The following is a 20,009-nucleotide window of genomic DNA, read 5'->3' on the forward strand; positions in this document are numbered from 1 at the left end:
GGCTATCACTATAGATAAAATGTCCAGCATATACAATAATAGTAATACCTTTAGATATGCACCCTCAGCTTATCGATTTTATCATATAAATTAATATAAAAAAACTTTTTTATTGATTATGTTTTTTAATTTTATTAATATGTAGAAAGTTATATAAGCGTTTGGTTATGTATATATTATTATGAATATATTGATTACCGGTGGTGCCGGATTCGTCGGGAGTCACCTTTGTGATAAATACACTTTAAACGGCGACAAAGTCATCTGCCTCGATAATTTCATGAACGGCAGCTTGACCAATATTAGGCACCTGATCGGCCACAGGAACTTTAAGCTTATCAACGGAGATATCAGGAACTTTGACCTGCTCGAGAAAATCATGCGGGACGTGGACGTGGTGTTTCACCTTGCCGCCCAGATTCACGTCGACCGGTCCGTGGTCGAACCTAAATTGACCTATGATATCAACGTCATCGGCACTCAGAACGTCCTCGAGGCGGCCCGGATGTACGACGTCCAGAAGGTCATCCACGCGTCCACCAGCGAAGTATACGGCTCGACGCAGTACGCGCCGATGGACGAAGACCATCCCCTCAATGCCCCACACCCCTACGGGGCAAGCAAAATCGCGGCGGATCGACTCTGCTTCTCATACATTAACACCTATGGCATGAACATTTGCATCATGCGACCCTTCAACCTCTATGGACCGAGGCAGAAAGATACGGGATACGGGGGCGCTATCTCGATATTTACGAAGCGGGTGCTGAACAATATGCCCCCGATTATCTTTGGAGACGGGGAGCAGACGAGGGATTATACGTATGTCGAGGACATCGTCGAAGCCTATGACCTCATCCTGCACCACGAGGGTAGAATGGGCCAGCCGATGAACTTCGGGACGGGCAACGAAATCAAGATCCTCGACTTGGCCAGGTTAATCATAAAGATGTGCGGTAAGGAGGGCCAGATCAAGCCCGTTTGCGTCGAGCCCCGGCCCGGCGAGGTCGTGCGGCTCATCGCGGACATTTCAAGGGCAAAATCTGTGCTGGGCTGGAAGCCCCACTACTCGATCGAAATGGGCCTGGGAAAATACCTGGACTGGTATGCCAACTATAAGTGCGAGGAATGGAGCAAGCCGACGTGATCCATATGCTCCGAAGCGAATTTTTACCATACTCTTCCCCTTTAATAGCCGAAGATGAGATAAACGAGGTTACTGATACTCTCAGATCAAGCTGGCTATCCCGCGGCCCGAAGACAGCTGAGTTCGAGAGGCAGTTCGCCGACTACGTCGGCGCAAGCCATGCCATCGCCATGAACTCGTGTACGGCCGCCCTGCACGTTGCCCTGATTGCCAGGGGTATCGGGCCCGGGGATGAGGTGATCACTTCGCCCCTGACCTTTGCGGCGACGGCTAATACCATCATACATTGCGGCGCTAAACCAGTATTCGTAGACGTCGACGCTGAAACCGGTAATATCGACCCGTCCGGTATCGAGGAGAAGATAACGAATAAAACAAAGGCCATCGTGCCAGTCCATTATGCCGGGCAGGCTTGCGATATGGACCGGATCATAGGCATCGCCAGGAAGTACGGACTCTTCGTATCCGAGGATGCCGCTCATGCCATTTATACGACATATAAAGGCCGGATGATCGGTGGCATTGGCGATGCCACGTCCTTCAGCTTTTACGCCACAAAGAATCTCTGCACGGGAGAGGGCGGAATGCTCACGACCAACGATGACTCCATCGCTGAGAAGGCCCGGGTCATCAGCCTGCACGGGATGAGCAAGAACGCCTGGAACCGGTATGATAAGAACGGCTCATGGTACTATGAGATACTCTACCCCGGATTCAAGTATAATATGACGGATATCCAGGCGTCGCTGGGTATCCAGCAGCTGAAAAAGCTTGAGCATATGCAAAAAGCCCGGGAGGCTTATGCGAAGCGATATAACGAAGCATTCGCCGGCGTGCCCGGGATCATAACGCCAAAGGAGATCCCCGGGAACCGCCATTCCTGGCACCTCTACGTCATTCAGCTGGACGGAAACCAGATCCGGATTGGGCGGGACCGGCTTATCGAGGAACTCACGAAGAGGAATATTGGAACGAGCGTCCATTTCATTCCCGTTCATTTGCACCCGTATTATCAGGAACGATATGGCTACAAAAAGGGCGCCTATCCGGTCGCCGAACATATGTACGAGCGCATGGTATCCCTGCCGCTTTACCCCAAGATGCGGCCGGAGGATATTGACCGCGTGGTCGACGCCGTGACGGGCATCGTCCGAGAAAATCGCTAACTTTTTTTAATTGATAAAAGAAGGTAAGGCCTATCGGGCTCATAATCCCCGGATTGTTCGACTGGTCCGGAGCAAGCCTGACAGGCCTTTAATTGCTTAAGCTTTACCCGTTGAGCAGGCCGTTTATGAAATCGATCCAGCTCCCGGGGTCGAACAGTTTTGACCGGCCATATGGCTTGTACACGACGACATTCTTACTCACGGTATCGCCGAACGTTCCGTATGTTCCCTGGGCAGTGCGGTACTTGAGCGTATATGAGCCCGCGGCATTGGGGGCCTTAATGTGGACACGCCATGTATAGGTTCCTCCGGGGGCTACAGTGACCCCGGGGGCCATGTTGACGTGCGTACTTCCGAACTGGGCGGCATCGCTGGTATTATCCGCGCTCAGCCATATGCCGCCATTGGTGCTCCACGACACGTTGCCGGTGTTTTTCATTATTATCGATACCGTGTATTGCCTCCCGCCGACCATCGTCGACGGTATCGAGTCGCCAATGTACGTCGCGGCGAGCCCGGGCAGCTGCCTTGGTATCGGCGTTGGCGTTACGGAAGGTTTCGGGGTGGGTGTCGGCGTTATGGATGGTTTCGGGGTGGGTGTCGCCGTTGGTGTGGCAGTTGACGTTGGCGTTATCGATGGTTTCGGGGTGGGTGTCGGCGTTATGGATGGTTTCGGGGTGGGTGTCGCCGTTGGTGTGGCAGTTGACGTTGGCGTTATCGATGGTTTCGGGGTGGGTGTCGGCGTTATCGATGGTTTCGGGGTGGGTGTCGGCGTTGGTGTGGCAGTCGGAGTTATTGTCGGCGCCACTGTTGGTGTTGGCGTTGGCGTGGGGGTGGGTGAGGTGGTTGTCCTCCAGGTGTCTGTGTTGTAGTTGTCGGTTATTTCTTGGCTGGTTAGTCCGCGGTCGTATATTCTTACGGTGGCTATGCTTCCGTTGAATGGCCATGCGGCGTAGGGGCTGTACCTGCCTATTGTTAAGTCGATGGCGGATGGGGATGTTCCGGTGCATGGGGTGCTTGTGTATTTCACGCCGTTGACGTACAGGCTTATCGTGCTTCCATCGTATGTGGCCGTGGCCATATACCATTTACCGGCCATGAGGCCGGGATCGCACTTGACGTAGGCCATGTTCTGGTTTCCGTTGTACATGAAGAAGTCCAGTGTTTTATCGCTGTTCAGCCGCATGTTGTAGCCCTGCCCCGTGTTCGTTGAATAGCCTTTACTCGCCAGTGATTGGGTGGATGTGAAGTTGCGCGGGTTGAACAGTACCTCTATGGTCATGCCGTTGGCCGCCGGGTTAAGGCCCGGCGAATCGTGGCACTGGATGTAGCTGCTGGCGCCGTTGAAGTTCCTTGAGCCGGCGCCGCTCGGAAGCTTGGCGTAGGTGGAAGCGTTCGCAACGCCATTATTCCCGTTACCGCTCAAATCCGTCAACGTACCACCGGTATCATTCATATCATACCATAGCGTCAGACCATTCTTAACAATGCCCGAGCCAGGCGTCGGCGTCGGTGTTGCGGATGGTTTCGGCGTAGGCGTTATAGTAGGCATTGCCGTAGGAGTAGGCGTTGGCGTGGCAGTCGGAGTAATCGTCGGCGTAGCCGTGGGCGTGGGAGTAATGGATGGCGTAGGTGTAGACGTAGGAGTAGGGGTTGATGTCCCGGAAGGTACTATATCAAACCTATGCTCGCTGGATCCGGTGGTAATTGTCATCGTGTTACCGGATATTGCCCAATTCGTATATGGCGTCCCATCCCTTGTGACCGTATAGCCACTTACCGGGTTTATCTGGCTCAAAGTAATGGTTATATTACCGGTACCTTTTACGCTAAACGTAAGGCCATTACCCTGTTTCTTCAGCGTCAGGTAGTCCACCATGGAAGACACGGTCACCAGCGGGACATTCGAATAGTTGAGGTACCTGCCGCCCATCAGGGTATATTCTACAGGCTGGCCGCTGCTTCTGACGAAAACCGTATTGGCATCCGTCGAGTAAGACGCGAAGGAAGAAACGCCCTTGCCGGTGTAAATATAATCTACATAGGTCGGGGATGTCACCGTCAGCGCGTTGCCCGTTCCGCTTACGCTCAATACTTGTGGTGATCTCTGGGATTCACTCGAGTATTTCGGGAGGAGCACGGTAGCCCTGTACATGTTGTTGGTCGGCGGTGACCTGAAGTAGACCACCGGCGAGAAGACCTCGGATTGCACGTCGTAGCCGGCGATCCGACCTACGTGTTTCGTCACCAGCACTTCGCTGGAGGGTACGGTGAACACCTGCAGGTTGACTTTATTACCATATGGGTTCGTCGTATTCCATTTGATGGAATTCGTGGTTACTCCAGTCGTTTTCTCTACTTTATAGGGCTGGGATAGCCAGTTATAGGAGGTATTACCTACTGTAAGGTCGCCGATTACGTGGCCTACCTGGCTCTCGGAAATCCCCGTGGACGGCACGATGTTCAGGCTCGTAGGCCGGAAGATATTCCGGTAGCACCAAGCCTGGCTGCCTTCCATCCGGTCTACCACGATGAAGTAATCCTTTTCCGGGTATAGGATAGAACGGTCATACTGGATCGGTGATGATATGGTCTTACTATCGCTCGAGCCGTCGCTCTCGTGCGTATTAACGTCGTTTATTGTAGCTTTTGCATCGGCGATCTCCATCCACGACGTATTTGCCAGGCTATTAATGACGGCGGGCGTGCGCAGGTAGTAGTATCCCTTGAATATGCCCCTGGCCGTGCTATCCGCCCATGAAGATGGGGCGAAGGGGGTTCTCGGGTCCTCTATGGCGATCGTATTATGGTGTACTTCGTATTGGCCATAGTACGCGTCCAATACGTTCTTGTCTTCGCCGCCATCAGCGAGCAACAGGTCCCCGTGACCATAGTACTCTAAGCTTAGCTGGTCATTATGGGCCATATCCCTGTTCGCTCCGGCGAAAACGTCCCATGTAGTAAAAGACAGCCAGTCACTATCCGTATTCCAGCTGCCTCTGAACACCTGTAACTGCGAATTAGCGTCTAAACGGCTCGTCCATGGCGGGAATTTCATCGGCGTGGAGGAATAGTCCCCGTAAACGGTATACAGGAGAGCGGAGGGCAGCATGGACGTATAGTAGATGTGTGACATACTCCCCGAATATGGTAGCAAGTTCGAGCTATCTATGATATTATCGTGGTTCAGGGCATAAGACCTGTTATCACTATCTAGCAGGTTAGCGATCCCCCGCTGGTAAGAGTACTTAATATTCCCGTCGGTAACAAAATTACTACTGTATTGGTTCGGTAAGGAGTTCCATATCTCGGAGGTCAATGCTTGCTTGGCTATGGGATACACGTCGAACATATTCTTGCCATAATAGAAGCTGTATACCTGTGCCCATAAAACAAGGTCGTCGGTATAATAGGTCTTATAATCTCCGAAGAGGTCCTGTCCAGAGTTATCGCACCCGAAGCTTATCATAGACCTGTTAAAGTTGTGAAGCTTGTCGTTTACGAAGAAGTAGTCAGTGCCCACCTTTATCCAGTCTGCGGGCGTCGATGAGAAGGACAGGTGGTTAGGGTTTGTATAATCGTTGAGTGTCACGCCCGCAATACCCAGGTCAGGATAAGCTTGCCCCATGAAGTCAAAATAATATATATAATTCTTGTAATCATAATTGGGGTTCACCGTAGCCGAGTTTAAATTCGTATAGACGGTGTCCGCCAGCCGGGCTAATTTATCCCTGATCAGCGTATCGCTCGAGGAATCTAGAGTCGGTTGTATCCAATCGTAAGCAAGGCAGTAACTATAGAGGCCAATTGCCTGGAATCCTTCGGGACTCATATATACTGTGTTGGAAGGCTTTCGCGCAATATCCAGGTTTAAAAGCGCTTCTTTTGCCTTTGTCGAATATTTTGAGTCCTTTGTTATCTGGTAGGCAAAGGCCAGATTCATGGCGTATTGTCCTCTCGCCGATATCCAGCCGTCATCGTATGTGCCTGAAGTACCCCAGCTCGGATCGGTGAAATCCTTTGATAGCGCCGTGTTAGCCGAGCTCATGATGTTACTTTTCCATCCGCTCCATGGGGACGAGGAGCTATGCTGATAGCCCGGCGTCTGGCTTATATCGTGGAACAATAAAAAAGGATGGGTAGACTGTGCTATCGAAATATTTCCAGAAGAATTAGCGGAATTATCCGCGATACCGGGCGAATAGCTGGCCGCGAGCGAAGGAGAGATTAATGCAAGTCCGATCATTAATGCGGCAACTGGAAGGATTAAGATTAGGGTCGTTTTTCTATTCATAATATACCGTCCGTTTGTGTTTAAATCGATATATTCTAATTAATTTGTGCTTACTAGCTAATTATAAGCGATAATTATGGAATACCTTAATTAATTAAATATTTTTTGTTGACCAGTTAGTAAATATCATTAGATATGGGAGCTATACTGATAAAAAAATACAATTTTTATTTATATTTTTATTAAATATTGTTAGCTAGCGAGGCTTCCATAAAAGTATGCGTTTGTTAGGCTTCAACATGGATACCAATAGAAAATTATTTAATGAATTGTATACAATACATATTGTTAGTAATAATATTATATAATTTAGCGTACACAACAATAGGTAGCATATCATGAGCGAGCGACTAAAGGCAATTCTTAGTAAAAAAGGAGCAATAAAAAAGATTGGGGTTGTCGGTATGGGCTACGTAGGAATACCTGCGGCCGCCTTATTTGCCGATTCGTGTGCTTACGATTTCGTTTGGGGATTTCAGCGTAACTCGCCATCATCCGGGTATAAGATCGATCTTTTGAACCGGGGTATAAGCCCTCTTAAGGGTAAAGAGCCGATGCTCGATAGCCTGCTGGCCAGGGTCGCTAACGCAGGTAAATTTGCATGCACGTCCGATTTCTCGAATATCTCGAAAACTGATGCAGTGACCATCTCGATACAGACACCGTTCTTGAACAAGGATGACCTGGAACCGGATTTTCGTCCGCTCCTGGAGGGGCTGCGATCCGTCGGGAAACATATCACAGAAGGCTCGCTGGTCGTACTTGAATCGACGGTCACTCCCGGCACGACGGACGGTATAGCAAAACAAATTCTGGAAGAAGAATCCGGCTTGACCGCGGGCGAGGACTTTGCCCTGGCCCACGCGCCCGAGCGTGTTATGGTCGGCCGGCTGATCCAGAATATCCAGGAGCATGACCGTATAGTGGGGGGCATCGATGACGTCAGTACCCAAAGGGCAAAAGAGCTGTATTCACCCATCTTAACAAAAGGGAAGGCGATCCCCATGTCCACCCGCGCTGCGGAAGTAACGAAGACCGCAGAAAATGCTCTACGGGACTTACAGATCGCGGCCATCAACGAATTAGCGCTATACTGCGAAGCCATGGGCATCAACGTCTATGACGTGAAGGCGGGCGTCGACAGCCTTAAGGGCGAAGGCATCACTCGTGCCTTACTTTACCCCGGCGCCGGCGTCGGGGGACATTGCCTGACCAAGGACACCTACCACCTCGAAAGGGGCGTCAAGATGTCCCCCTTGAAGCCCGACCTTCCGGATAATAATAGCTCGATCTTCGTGGTCGCGCGGAATATTAACGACTTCATGCCCCGGCATATGTTCAACCTCACGGTCCAGGGGCTGAAGAGGGCCGGTAAAAAGCCGGAAGGGGCCAACGTGGCCATACTGGGGTGGGCGTTCCTTAACAATTCGGACGATGCGAGGAATACGCCGTCCGAGGCTTATCATGACCTATTATTAAAGGCAGGGGCCAACGTAAAAGTCCATGATCCGCATGTTGAAAATTACCCAGGCGTTGCCATATTGCAAGACCCGTTATCCGTCCTGCGAAATTCCGATGCTATCGCCATCATGACCGGGCATGACGAGTACTTTAAGCTAAATGCACTTACGGTCAAGGAACTGGCGGGAAGTGAACAGCCGGTTATCATTGATGGGCGGAACGTGGTGAGCCCCGACGAGTTCATCGACAGCGGGTTTATTTACAAGGGTATCGGCCGGGGAGACAAGAACATGCACCCGATCAGGCCATTGAACCCGCTAGAATGTATAGCTGTGGGACACCATGCTGGGCCATAAGGCCTTATTATCACCATGCCGAACACTCGAGGAGGTAATCCGGTATATACGAAACTGGCCATCTTTTCCGGTTGATCAAACTGAATAAGACGATGATCGACCTTTACTGGGCATTTATCAGTATAGCGGTGTCTTCTCTCGTCCAGCTATTATTAAGGGTCGTACTCGGCCGGGACCTGGGGGTATCCGGGCTTGGCATATATACGCTGATATTCACGATATATTTATTCGGTATGCAATTCGCGAACTTCGGTATTGGATCGGCCTTAACGAAATATGTGGCCGAGTACAGGGATGACCTTAAAAAGATAACGGAGTATACGACTTCAGGTATCCTGGGCTCTTTTATCTATGGCTCGGCCATCTCTGTAATACTATTTTTATCCTCTGACCTAGTTGCCGTCAATATTTTCCACTACCCGGACATGGGATATCTATTAAAGGTCCTGGCTTTCTGTTTCCCCTTCATAGCGGTACAAAAATCGGTACTAGGCGTACTCAACGGATGGCAAAAAATCACTCATTACGCTATAATAAATATCGCTCAAAATACGCTTGTTTTCCTGTCCTCCATATTGCTGGTCATCGTTTTACATCTTGGGATCAATGGCGCAGTGCTGGGATTAGTCTTACCGACGATCGTAGTCGGTTCACTATCGTTAGCCTACGTTAAACGATCACTGTTCATGCCTCGAAAGCTCCTGGATGGCATCCTAATAAAGCTTTCAGGGTTCGGGTTTTACGTGACCTTGGCGAACTCGGTATCGTTGATCAACTCGCAGGTGAACGTTTTGCTGATCGGGGTTTTTCTGAACGATACGCAGGTCGGATATTTCGCGGTCGCTGGTATATTAATCCAGGGGATGTCCCTGTTGCCGAGCGCCGTCCAGACGATTATTAGCCCGAAAATATCCAGATTACATGGAAATGAAGACTATAGCGGCATCCGAAAGATCATCAAGAGCACGTTCATGTACACGTTTATTATTACGGTATTACTATCGATATCGTTGATACTCTTCGGCCGATACCTTATCGACATCTTTTTTTCCGATGTATTTGCGCCCGCATACCTTCCGCTAGTATTACTGGTCATAGGCCAGATTGCGTATGCGCCTTTGGTATCGATAGGTTCTGCCCTTGCCTATATTGGTAAAGTCAATGTCGTATTCAAGATAGAGATCGCCTCTATGGCCTTCAGCGTATTATTAAACATCCTTCTCATCCCGACATTCGGCATCAATGGGGCGGCGGCTGCCACATCGATCTCATTGATCTTAACTACGGTTCTCAATTTGTATGTACTAAATACATTTATTAATGACCTGGATGGCCGTATAACGGCCTCACGGAGGCAGACCGGTGACTTTTAAGGAGTTAGCGCCTTTCGTTATTGCCATAACAGCATTGGTCTGTATTGCGTTACTTATCCGGACTGATAGGAAAAAAATTTTCACCATCGATGGGATTTTTGCGATCCTGGGCATAATCGCAGGGTTTGCTATAACCTGCATGAATTTGTTATACAGCAATAATTATACGATCACGATAGGCCCGATAGTGGCGATCACGTCCTCGGCCTATCTAAGTCTTAAGGATACAATAAACCAGTATGCGGGCAATTTACCCTTTAGGTTCGGCCAAAAAACCATTAGTTTCATAAATATTATCTTCTGGGGGGCAACGCTTACGGCGCTGGTCAGCTATTTCACGGCGCCCCTGTACTCGAGGCCTATAGTGTTTTTCTTATCCATAGCCTTGGCACTCACGATGCTAGGCCTTGAGCTTTTTTCATTAAAACCGGATAAGGTGAGCGTGCTTATCGCCATTTCTAAAATATTATTTGTATCGGTGATGTTGCGGGCCAGCGCTAACCTGATCTCACCATACCCGATCGGCTCGGACCAATGGTTTCATATGAAGATCATATCCGAAATGATGAGCAGCGGCTCTATCCAAGCTCTGATAGGCCACATATCATCAGAATACCCCTTTTTCCCAATCATGCATTTGTATGTTATCGCATGCCAATTGATCGGTAATATCGACGTAAAATTAGCGATGTTTATCGTGGGGGCCGCCCTCGCACTAAGTACCGTCTTCGTTTATTTGCTTGTTAAAACAATAACGTCGAACGAGAACATCGCGTTAATATCTATGCTGCTCCTGAACTTTGCCGATTTCCACCTGGAATGGAGCATAGAGATCATTGCCATGAGCTTTGGGCTCTCTTTGTATGCCTTACTGCTGTTCCTTATGTTCAGAAAGAAAGAATTTGATAAAATGAACTATTCACTCATCATCTTCACGTTTATACTGATCACTCTGACGCACACCATTTCCTCGTTTATCGCTTTCATCACACTGATCAGCCTTTACGTCGGCTCGATAATATACGGTAAGCTCTATCCCAATGGCAAAAAAGAGTTCTACATCGATATTAGGCTCTGCATAATAGTGATGTTCATACTTTTTGGATATTGGACCTTTTCGAACTGCAATTTCTTTTATTTCGTAATAAGTCAGCTAAAGTTATCATTAATGAATGCAGGATTTTTATCCAGGCCCACGATGTCGTTCATCCCTGACCCGTCTAGCCACCAGTATGGCGACCTCATCAATATTTTAGGCTTTTTAATATTCGTGGTTTTCGGGATCATCGGCGTTCTCTGGTCTACGTCGAAAGCAAATGCCGGACAAGCGAGAATTGCGCTTGTCGTTACGATGCTTGTCCTGTTCTTCGTATTCTTCATATTCCCGGTCATGGGGATGCGCAGCATCGTACCTTACCGGTGGCCCGCGTTTATTTACATGGGCTTCATCTTATTCGTTTCCCAGGGATTGAGCCTGTCATTTAACGTCGTCAGAAAAAATTTCCGGGTTATCGCCTTTGTCCCATTATTTTTCGTTCTGATATTTTGCATGATCGCTAATTCCTTTTCGAATTCGGACACCCCTTACTTTGGAAGTACGTCTTCACTAAACTACTATACGGTGTCGGAGATGATATCTTTTGAAACGCTGAATACGACATACGATGGGGATATTTTCGTAGACTATGACTCTTATGAAATGCCGTTAACCAAATACCTTAACAGGAGCGAGACCAGTAGCTACAGTCTAACGCCACTCGGAGGTTTCGACTGGAGTAATATGACGGATGGCATGGTCGTCTTAAGGGCTAAGACCGTGACACATCCGGTCCGGGGACTGTATAACGGTAGCTATTATGATATCGTCTTAGGTAACGACATCCCGTCGCACCTCAATAATAGCGCTGCCGTTTTGTTCGATTCCGGAAGCTTAAAAGGATACGTGTTGCCATGAGTAATGTAAAAGCCATACAGGAGCATGTTTCATACATAGGCAGGGGCGGGTTTGAAAAAATATTAACTTTCCGGGTGATAGCATGAGAATAGTCGTCGATATTAATCACCCGGCTCATGTACATTACTTTAAAAATTTTATATGGCAGATGCAAAAAAAAGGTCACGAAACGTTGATCACTGCCAGTGAGAAGGACATATCATATAAATTGTTAAATAATTATGAGTTTGATTATATAAAGCTAGGGGCATATGGAAAATCACTATCCTATAAAATTTTAAACATCCCTGCACTTGATGTGAAGATGTATGGGGCTGTAAAAAAATTTAATCCGGATGTATTTCTTGGGCAAGGATCTATTCGAGGGGCGCATGTATCTAAACTAATGAATAGGCCATCTATCGCCTTAGATGATACGGAACATGCAAAACTTGAGCATATGCTATATGTTCCCTTTACCGATGCCGTATTGACTTCCACGTGTTTTAGGAAAGATTTCGGTAAAAAACAAGTCAGGTATAATGGGTATACTGAACTGTTGTATTTACATCCCAACTGTTTCAAGCCCGACCCCGCAGTGCTCGATGAAGTGGGATTAAGTAAAAATGATAACATCATCATCTTACGGTTCGTATCCTGGGACGCAAACCATGACGTCGGACAGAACGGGCTATCGCGTGAGATGAAACATAAGTTCGTTAAGGACCTCGAAAAATACGGAAGAGTTCTCATAACTTCAGAGGTCTCGCTTGATAAGGAGCTTGAAAAATATAAGATGAATATCAAGCCCGAAAGATTACACGACCTTCTTTATTATTCTACTTTGTACATCGGTGAAGGTGCAACTACTGCTTCAGAATCTGCCGTTTTAGGGACTCATGCGATCTACGTGAATACGTTGAGACTCGGATATACGGACGAAGAGGAAACAAAATACGGCCTGGTTTACAATTTCTCCGATAAGAAGACGATGGACAGGCAAGCGTTCAGCAAAGCGATGGAACTACTTCAAAATAACAATCTGAGGAGCGAAGGAAAGGCAAAAAGGGAAAAATTGCTAAGGGACAAGATCGACGTGACTGCTTTCTTGATGAATTTCATTGAAAATTATCAAAAAGACACAATATCCGGAAGGTTATAGAATGGAAGAATTATTAACAAAGATCAATGATCGTACTGCTACGGTAGGGCTCATTGGGCTTGGTTATGTCGGGTTACCGCTCGCAATGGCCTTTTCCAGAAAATTTAACGTCATCGGATACGACACCAACTTAAATATTATTAATACCCTGAAAGATGGCAGGTCCAATATACCTGACATTTCCGACGACGAAATAAAAACTTACGTGAATAATTCGTTCTATCCGACGGCCGATTATGGCGAGTTGAAAAAGTGCGATTTTATTATAATATGCGTTCCAACGCCATTGACCGAAGGAAAAGAGCCCGATCTAAGCTATATAAAAAGCGCCTGTGAAACAATAACTAAGATACTGCGAAAAGGCCAGTGCATCATCTTAGAAAGTACTACGTATCCCGGCACAACGGACGATGTCGTCGTCCCGATGCTTGAAAAAACAGGCCTGAAGGCCATGGTCGATTTTGGGGTAGCGTTCTCGCCTGAGAGAATAGACCCCGGTAATAAGCTATTTACCGTTGAAAAAATACCGAAAATCGTTGGCGGCGTAAATGAAGTATGTACGGAAATAGCCGCACAATTGTATGGGAGTGTTATCGATAAAATAATCAAGGTCAAGGATGCCAAAACCGCAGAAGCTGTAAAAATGGTAGAAAATATCTTCAGGAACGTAAATATCGCCCTAGTCAACGAACTGTCCTTAATATTCGAAAGAATGGGCATCGATGCGTGGGAAGTCATAAGTGCGGCCTCGACTAAACCTTATGGCTACATGGCTTTTTATCCCGGTCCGGGCATTGGGGGCCATTGTATTCCACTGGACCCGTATTATTTGTCTTACCAGGCAAAAAGATACGGGTTCATACCGAGATTCATTGAAACTTCGGGCGAGATCAATGATTTCATGATGATCCATACGATAAATCTCGCAGGCAAAGGGCTTAAGAAAATCAATAAAAAAATATACGGCTCAACCATATCGATAATGGGATTATCCTACAAGAAAAATATCCCGGACACAAGGGAATCCCCTTCGATAAAGATTATAGAGGAACTAATCCGCCTTGGGGCAAATGTAAAAATATATGATCCCTACGCGAATTCAATTAGAATTAATGATCATAATTTAGATTCGGAAAAGGATATCATGAGCGCTGTTAAAGGTTCGGACTGCGCTATTTTCATGGTAGACCACGATAGTTTTAAACGCCAAAGGATAGGGGACCTTGTAAAATCCATGAGGTCGCCGGTGATCGTTGATTGTAAAAATATTTTCGTTAACGATAACGAAAATGTTGTTTATTATGGCCTAGGAAAGGATAATAAATAGAATTTAAAAGATTAAAATAATAATTAAATTCCGATCGGGGGCATAAAAGGATTAGTAACCCGATGATATTTTTATTTGAAAAATAGATCATTATCCAATCCTCCGCTTTTAGTAATACATGCGTTGGTTAAAGGGGGCTTACCTAAAAAATATATACTTTGATAATTATACTATACTTATATGGAAAAATCTGTTAACAACAAATTGTTTGTAAAATAATGAACTGGTGATACGAACGGTATTTAAAAACAATGTGCTGGCAATTTATTTCATAGTGTCTCTTGCGCTATCATTATTGTTTTATTGCATTTTTTACGTTCCATGGGCACAGGTAGACCTTGCTAGCCTCTTGCTGTTTAACCAAACGCCCATAGCGACTGTAAATGATGTCTCATCGCATCCTTTCTTATTGTTCCATGATATCCGCGAGGTGCCGGGTTACCAGAATCGCATGTCCTCTCCCTGGAGCGGATGGGAAAATGACATCATGAGCTCGGCCAATACAGCGCTTTCAAAGGACTTCACCCGCCCTGACTGGGGCACATACGATTCCTATGATGATGGATGGATCTCAGCGCGAGGCCAGTATGCGATGAACCTGGCCCTCGCCTACCAGATCACGAAAAAAACATCCTATGCCGATAAGGCAAAGGAAGCCTTGCTTAACATCGATATCGCGAGAATGCCTGATAGTACTGTCTTGATGACTCCCGAGGGCTTTAAGGCAATAGGCTTATACTCGTATTGTCTCGCCTATGACTGGGTACAGCCGACCCTTGACCCGGATAGCGATAGAAAAATAAGGGATGAACTGGCGAAGCTTGCCGACTCGGTCTATATTGACCTGAACTCCTCCGCGGCCGATGACGGGCTTAACTATAAGGACAATATCTATTTTTATGATTTCCATGGGCAGGCTTATCCGATCATGGGTATTGCAGGCCTGACCCTGAATGATTTTACGAATCCTGACAACCTGTTGCTCTCGTCTACACCTGCAGACTGGATAAAGGTGGGCACTGACGACTTCTTCGTAAACGACAAGCTTCATGATTTCGGCCGGTCTATGATAAGCTTCGGGTTCGACAACTCGGGGCAGGACCTCTTCGGAGCGTATAAGTCATATTATACCGACGACCTTGTTTTATGGGCACAGGTATACAGCCATTATTATAGCAGGAACATGTTCGACGTGTACCCCATAGCGAAGCTTGCGTTAACCAGTGAATTATGGGATTCCCTGCCCAACTATTATGGTAATGATTTCGTTACGAACGGCAACATAAAATACGATTACCACCGGGGGATCATCAACCTCCTCGATGCCAATAATCGCTCGTTTGCACTGAACTTTGACGACTATGTCGATAGCTCGAATACATTGCCATATTCATTCGTCGATAATCACATTTATTATGGTACCAAGCCTTTACCATCCGCTCTCCTGTATACCGTCTACGGGGACTATTCCTCGGTCCAGAGAAAGACTCCCCCCTGGACGAGCCATCTGAGCCCCGATTCCGTGTACCAGGTCTTCAGGGGTAGCTGGGATACGGATAGCGATTGGTTAGCCCTCATTACGTGGAATGTGTTCACAGGGGCGAACAGGGACATGTCGCATCAGGACCAGTTGAGCTTCGAGTACTATGGAAAAGGCGATCTATTATTAGCCGATGGCGGCGAGGATATAAACGTGCTCGACCATTACCAGGGACGCTATGAAGTATACCATAATACGATTGCCATCGAAGACCCTAGAAATCCATACCCTCCGTCCCCATGGGCCGATAGTACTGCTAGGGGAATATTCAAAGGCTATTATTATTTAAATACTACCGCTACGATCAATGACCTTTTCAGCACGCCCTGGATGGAAGCCGTGAATGCGGGAGCGACGATAAAGGATGTGGCTAACATGGTGGGCAGTGATGCCGATAATATGGAACTCTCTTCTCCCATCGAATATGAAAGGATGGTATTATACCCCCATAGAGACTATTTCATCGTGGTAGACCGGATGGAAGGCAGCCAGGCCTGGGGCTACCGGAATATATTCCGGCCGACGAGCCTGAGCATCGTGCCATCCACCGGCACCTCCGAGAGCCAGGTAGGCCATGTGAAGGGCAGCCTCGCCATCGATAATACGCCCTTTAACTGGCTAGCGTTACCGTATAAGGCGGAGACGCCAACGGAAATTACTACGAATTCGTTTAACTGGAGTACCGTTAACCCGTATGGTAATGCCGTCGATCTACAGGTTTTCACAGTTCCTGCCAGCGAAGTGTTGGTGACGAAGCATGTAGGCCGGATCGCCGGCTATACCGAACAATCAGAGGTCTTCTCGCCCGTGGTCTACTTCAGGTCGCCGCCTGCCGATAACACGTATAGGGTGACGGCCCTGATCTCCAGCTACCCATCGGATGTTCATCCGGCTCCGATCGCCATACCTGTAAAGGGCACCGGTAATGCCATGCAGGTCACGTCGAAAGGCTATAGCGATTACGTCTACACCGGAAAGGGCGACGCGTCCTTCGGGAACTATTCCACGGATGCGGACACGGCCTTCGTCCGGGAGGCTCCTCAGCCCTCCGAATTTACAATGATCAACGGCTCATACCTAAACCTTGGCAACACGTTGATGGCGGGCACATCGGAAAAAGCCGATTACCTGTCTTTGAAAAGGGACGGCAGCGACATCAAATTTACCATAAAGTGTGACGGGGATGGCCAGCTTACCCTGGGGCAAATAGCCCCGGCGTTTTGGTATAAGGTCTTTAAGGATGGCGCGGAGTACCCGAACTGGAAGCTCGCCGAAAATGGTGCAGGGATGGTCATAAACCTCGGGCCTGGCGAGCATACCTATGAAATACGGGGCTTCCCATAGAAAGGTTAAAATATTATATAATACAAGTTATATTACTGAGCATATGACTATGAGGAGCTTAAACGTCGGATATATTCATTCCATATGGATACTCACCACGCTGGCAATCCTGATCTATTTTCAGAGCCTGAGTATCGAACGGTTCTTCGTGCTCTACTTTATCGGCTTCATGGTCCTCGAAAAATTATTGAGATCTCCCGAGGACAGTCCCCGGTTTACTATGGTGATGAACGTGATCATGGTCATAGGCGTATTTGTTTTTATAATGCTCATGCTAAACGTGGTGCTTACTATTTTCATCACGTAACTTTTGGGACCCTGGCAAGATAAAAATTTAGCAGGTCATCGTATGTATGAACAAGATATCTCGTATGAAAAGAAGCAGGCGTACAATGGCCCAGGTAAAGAAGCCCTGGGCTTAGACCTGGCATTTATCCTCGGATTTAACATTTTGATGCTAGCCTGCATCTACCTCCCTATCCTTAATGAGACGATGATAAGGCCAATAGCGGGCACTATCATGGTCTTGTTCATCCCCGGCTATTCGCTCGCGGCCGCCCTCTATCCGGGAAAGGCTGATATCGATACCGTGGAAAGGATCGCCCTCTCGTTCGGGCTAAACCTTGGAATCATGCCCATAGCGGTGCTCCTCGCGAATTTTACGCCCTGGGGCATACACCTCGGGCCCATCGTCGCCATTCTCACAATCCTCACGATCTTATTCATTCTGGTTGCAGTTATGCGAAGGCGGAGGATTCCTGCCGACGAGAGGTTCTCGATCGACATCGGCGGGGCTTATCAGGATTTAAAAAGATCATTAATTTTTACGGACAGGAAGCCCCAGTATCTAACGTTCCTGGTAACATCGGTCATAATAATAGCCATATGTTTCACGCTGGCCTATTTCCTTCTTACGCCGGGGCGGACCGATAATTTCACGGAATTTTATATCCTCGGCCCCGGAGGGAGGATGAAAGATTATCCTACGGATTTTTACCTGGGCAGCGGGCAGCCCATCATCGTATGTATCGCGAACCATGAGCATAAAACCGTCGACTATAGCCTGGTCATTTCCGTCAACGGTAGTGCAAATGTCATTTACTCTGAACAGATCCCGCTAGGGGATAATCAGACCTGGGAGAAGACCATCATGTTGAGGCCCAGAACCACCGGGTCGAACATGAAAATGGCGTTCTCGCTCTACGATGACGGACCATCGTCCACTCCTTATCGGGAGTGCGACCTATACGTGAATGTTCTGCCCGCGGCGTCTGTGTCACCGCCCATGTGGCAGCAATTATTGGGCGAGTCCGGGGAAGCATGATATTTAATGGCCGGTTACACGTTCCCAAAGTCCCGACCGTTATGCATTACATTTGTGTAGGAAGGATTCGATGAAAATCGCAATCATAAAGGACGATAAGCTGGATTATTGCCATAGTGCGCCGTTTCACCCGTCCGTGAGCTATCCCGAGTATCCCTTTCAGGACACCGGTACGAAAAACGAATGCTATGACCGTGTCCGGGAGCTGTTCTACCGGCTTGGCATGGATATCGATAACTATGGCAGGCCAGACTGGAACCCCCTCGGCACGATCATCCGGCCGGGAGACAACGTTTTTATTAAACCCAATCTTGTCAGCCACTTCAAGCCCAAAGGCGGCGAGGAAGCGCTGGTCACGCAGGGCTCCGTGATCCGGGCGGTCCTGGACTATGCAAATATCGCATTGAGGGGGACGGGAACCCTGACCATCGGGGATGCGCCTTATATAAACACGGATTTCTCTAAAGTGGTACAAGATACCAGCCTGAACGAGATCGCAGAATATTACGCGCAAAACGCCGGTATCAAGTTGAAGATCCTGGACCTGAGGCTGGAAAAAGGCGAGCTCCGGAGCGGGAGAATTAAAAAGCGGCATCTCGAAGGCGACCCCCGGGGATATGCCTTCGTCGACCTTAAGCACGACTCGGAACATTCAAGGGCCGGAGACTATGAAAAACTCCGGATCGCTTACTACGACCGGCACCAAATGGCGGAGCACCATAATAGCGGGAAAAACGAATATTTAATCGCCAACAGCATTCTTGAAGCCGACGTCATCCTCAACGTCCCTAAGCTCAAGACCCATTCGAAGACCGCCTTTAGCTGCGCCTTAAAGAACATGGTGGGCATTAATGGCTGTAAGGACATGGTCCCCCATCACAAGGCTGGATCGATAGCGGACGGCGGCGACGAATACCTACATAAAGACCCCCTGATTGACCTCTCTAGTAGGATCAAGGACGAGATACCGACGACCGCCAATCTATATAAGATATACCTGCTCCGGGGCATCTATTCTTTGCTATTTATCTCCCGGCTCTTGCAACCGGCTAAAAACATGTATCACGTGGGGAGCTGGTATGGGAATGAGACGCTCCCCCGGACAATTACTGACCTGAACAAGATCATCTTCTATGCCGACCGGAGCGGGGTAATGTGCGATACACCGCAGAGAAGGATCTTCACGGTTGTGGACGGTATTGTCGCGGGTGAAAGGGAGGGGCCGATGGAGAACCAGGCAAAAAAATGCGGTGTTCTAGTCGCAGGGTATAATCCAGTTGACGTGGACATCGTTTGCAGCATGATCATGGGCTTCGATCATAATAAGATACCCATGATTAAATACGCCCTGCACCCCATTAAATATCCTTTAACCCAGGGCGACGCGAGCGATATTGAGGTCTTGTCCGAAAAATGTAATCTATTTCCTTTGGTCTATACTGCCTATAACTGCCATATAGAGCCCCCTAGCGGCTGGAAAGGGCATATCGAATATGAGGATCAAATGGGCGCTAAATACGGCCGGAGCGAGGCTGGGGCAGATACCAGGCCGATCAACATATAAAATCTGCTGCTTTGTGAT

At 48.0% G+C, this 20,009-nt stretch carries 12 protein-coding genes; 11 read left to right on the forward strand and 1 reads right to left on the reverse strand.

Annotated features, from left to right (window positions below; translation table 11 throughout):
* Positions 1–181 precede the first annotated feature (181 nt).
* Both MCP_RS03960 and MCP_RS03965 read left to right on the forward strand, forming a co-directional pair.
* Positions 182–1,147, forward strand: coding sequence for a dTDP-glucose 4,6-dehydratase (locus MCP_RS03960; RefSeq protein WP_012899525.1), 966 nt, complete (start codon positions 182–184; stop codon positions 1,145–1,147).
* A 5-nt stretch (positions 1,148–1,152) separates the two neighbouring features.
* Positions 1,153–2,313, forward strand: a complete 1,161-nt coding sequence (locus MCP_RS03965; RefSeq protein ID WP_128567259.1) for a DegT/DnrJ/EryC1/StrS family aminotransferase — start codon at positions 1,153–1,155, stop codon at positions 2,311–2,313.
* A 103-nt stretch (positions 2,314–2,416) separates the two neighbouring features.
* Here the strand turns inward: MCP_RS03965 and MCP_RS15295 are convergent, their stop codons facing one another.
* A complete protein-coding gene (locus tag MCP_RS15295) occupies positions 2,417–6,361 on the reverse strand; it encodes a LamG-like jellyroll fold domain-containing protein (protein WP_158301438.1) in 3,945 nt (1,314 codons plus the stop codon).
* Positions 6,362–6,945: 584 nt separating this feature from the next.
* Here MCP_RS15295 and MCP_RS03990 point away from each other — a divergent pair.
* The 9 genes from MCP_RS03990 (at position 6,946) to MCP_RS04030 (ending at position 19,991) form a co-directional block, all read left to right on the forward strand.
* Positions 6,946–8,424, forward strand: coding sequence for a nucleotide sugar dehydrogenase (locus MCP_RS03990; protein ID WP_012899528.1), 1,479 nt, complete (start codon positions 6,946–6,948; stop codon positions 8,422–8,424).
* A 71-nt stretch (positions 8,425–8,495) separates the two neighbouring features.
* Entirely contained in the window at positions 8,496–9,797 is a 1,302-nt protein-coding gene (locus MCP_RS03995) for a flippase (protein WP_012899529.1), read from the forward strand.
* Positions 9,787–11,751 carry a hypothetical protein gene (locus tag MCP_RS04000; RefSeq protein WP_012899530.1) on the forward strand — a complete coding sequence of 655 codons (1,965 nt, stop codon included), beginning with the start codon at positions 9,787–9,789 and terminating at the stop codon, positions 11,749–11,751. The genes MCP_RS03995 and MCP_RS04000 overlap by 11 nt, the downstream gene beginning before the upstream one ends.
* A gap of 82 nt (positions 11,752–11,833) precedes the next feature.
* Positions 11,834–12,892 (forward strand): DUF354 domain-containing protein, encoded by a 1,059-nt coding sequence (locus MCP_RS04005; RefSeq protein ID WP_012899531.1) that lies wholly within the window; start codon positions 11,834–11,836, stop codon positions 12,890–12,892.
* 1 nt (position 12,893) lies between these two features.
* Positions 12,894–14,219 (forward strand): nucleotide sugar dehydrogenase, encoded by a 1,326-nt coding sequence (locus MCP_RS04010; RefSeq protein WP_012899532.1) that lies wholly within the window; start codon positions 12,894–12,896, stop codon positions 14,217–14,219.
* 487 nt (positions 14,220–14,706) lie between these two features.
* A complete protein-coding gene (locus tag MCP_RS04015; protein ID WP_158301439.1) occupies positions 14,707–17,103 on the forward strand; it encodes a heparinase II/III family protein in 2,397 nt (798 codons plus the stop codon).
* A gap of 43 nt (positions 17,104–17,146) precedes the next feature.
* Positions 17,147–17,410: a hypothetical protein gene (locus tag MCP_RS04020; RefSeq protein ID WP_012899534.1), complete on the forward strand. Its 264-nt coding sequence runs from the start codon at positions 17,147–17,149 to the stop codon at positions 17,408–17,410.
* Positions 17,411–17,452: 42 nt separating this feature from the next.
* The gene (locus tag MCP_RS04025; protein WP_012899535.1) at positions 17,453–18,427 is read left to right on the forward strand and encodes a DUF1616 domain-containing protein; all 975 of its coding nucleotides are present in this window, start codon (positions 17,453–17,455) and stop codon (positions 18,425–18,427) included.
* A 70-nt stretch (positions 18,428–18,497) separates the two neighbouring features.
* The gene (locus MCP_RS04030) at positions 18,498–19,991 is read left to right on the forward strand and encodes a DUF362 domain-containing protein (protein WP_012899536.1); all 1,494 of its coding nucleotides are present in this window, start codon (positions 18,498–18,500) and stop codon (positions 19,989–19,991) included.
* Positions 19,992–20,009: the final 18 nt, after the last annotated feature.

Source organism: Methanocella paludicola SANAE, from assembly GCF_000011005.1.
Classification (GTDB): Archaea; Halobacteriota; Methanocellia; order Methanocellales; family Methanocellaceae; genus Methanocella; species Methanocella paludicola.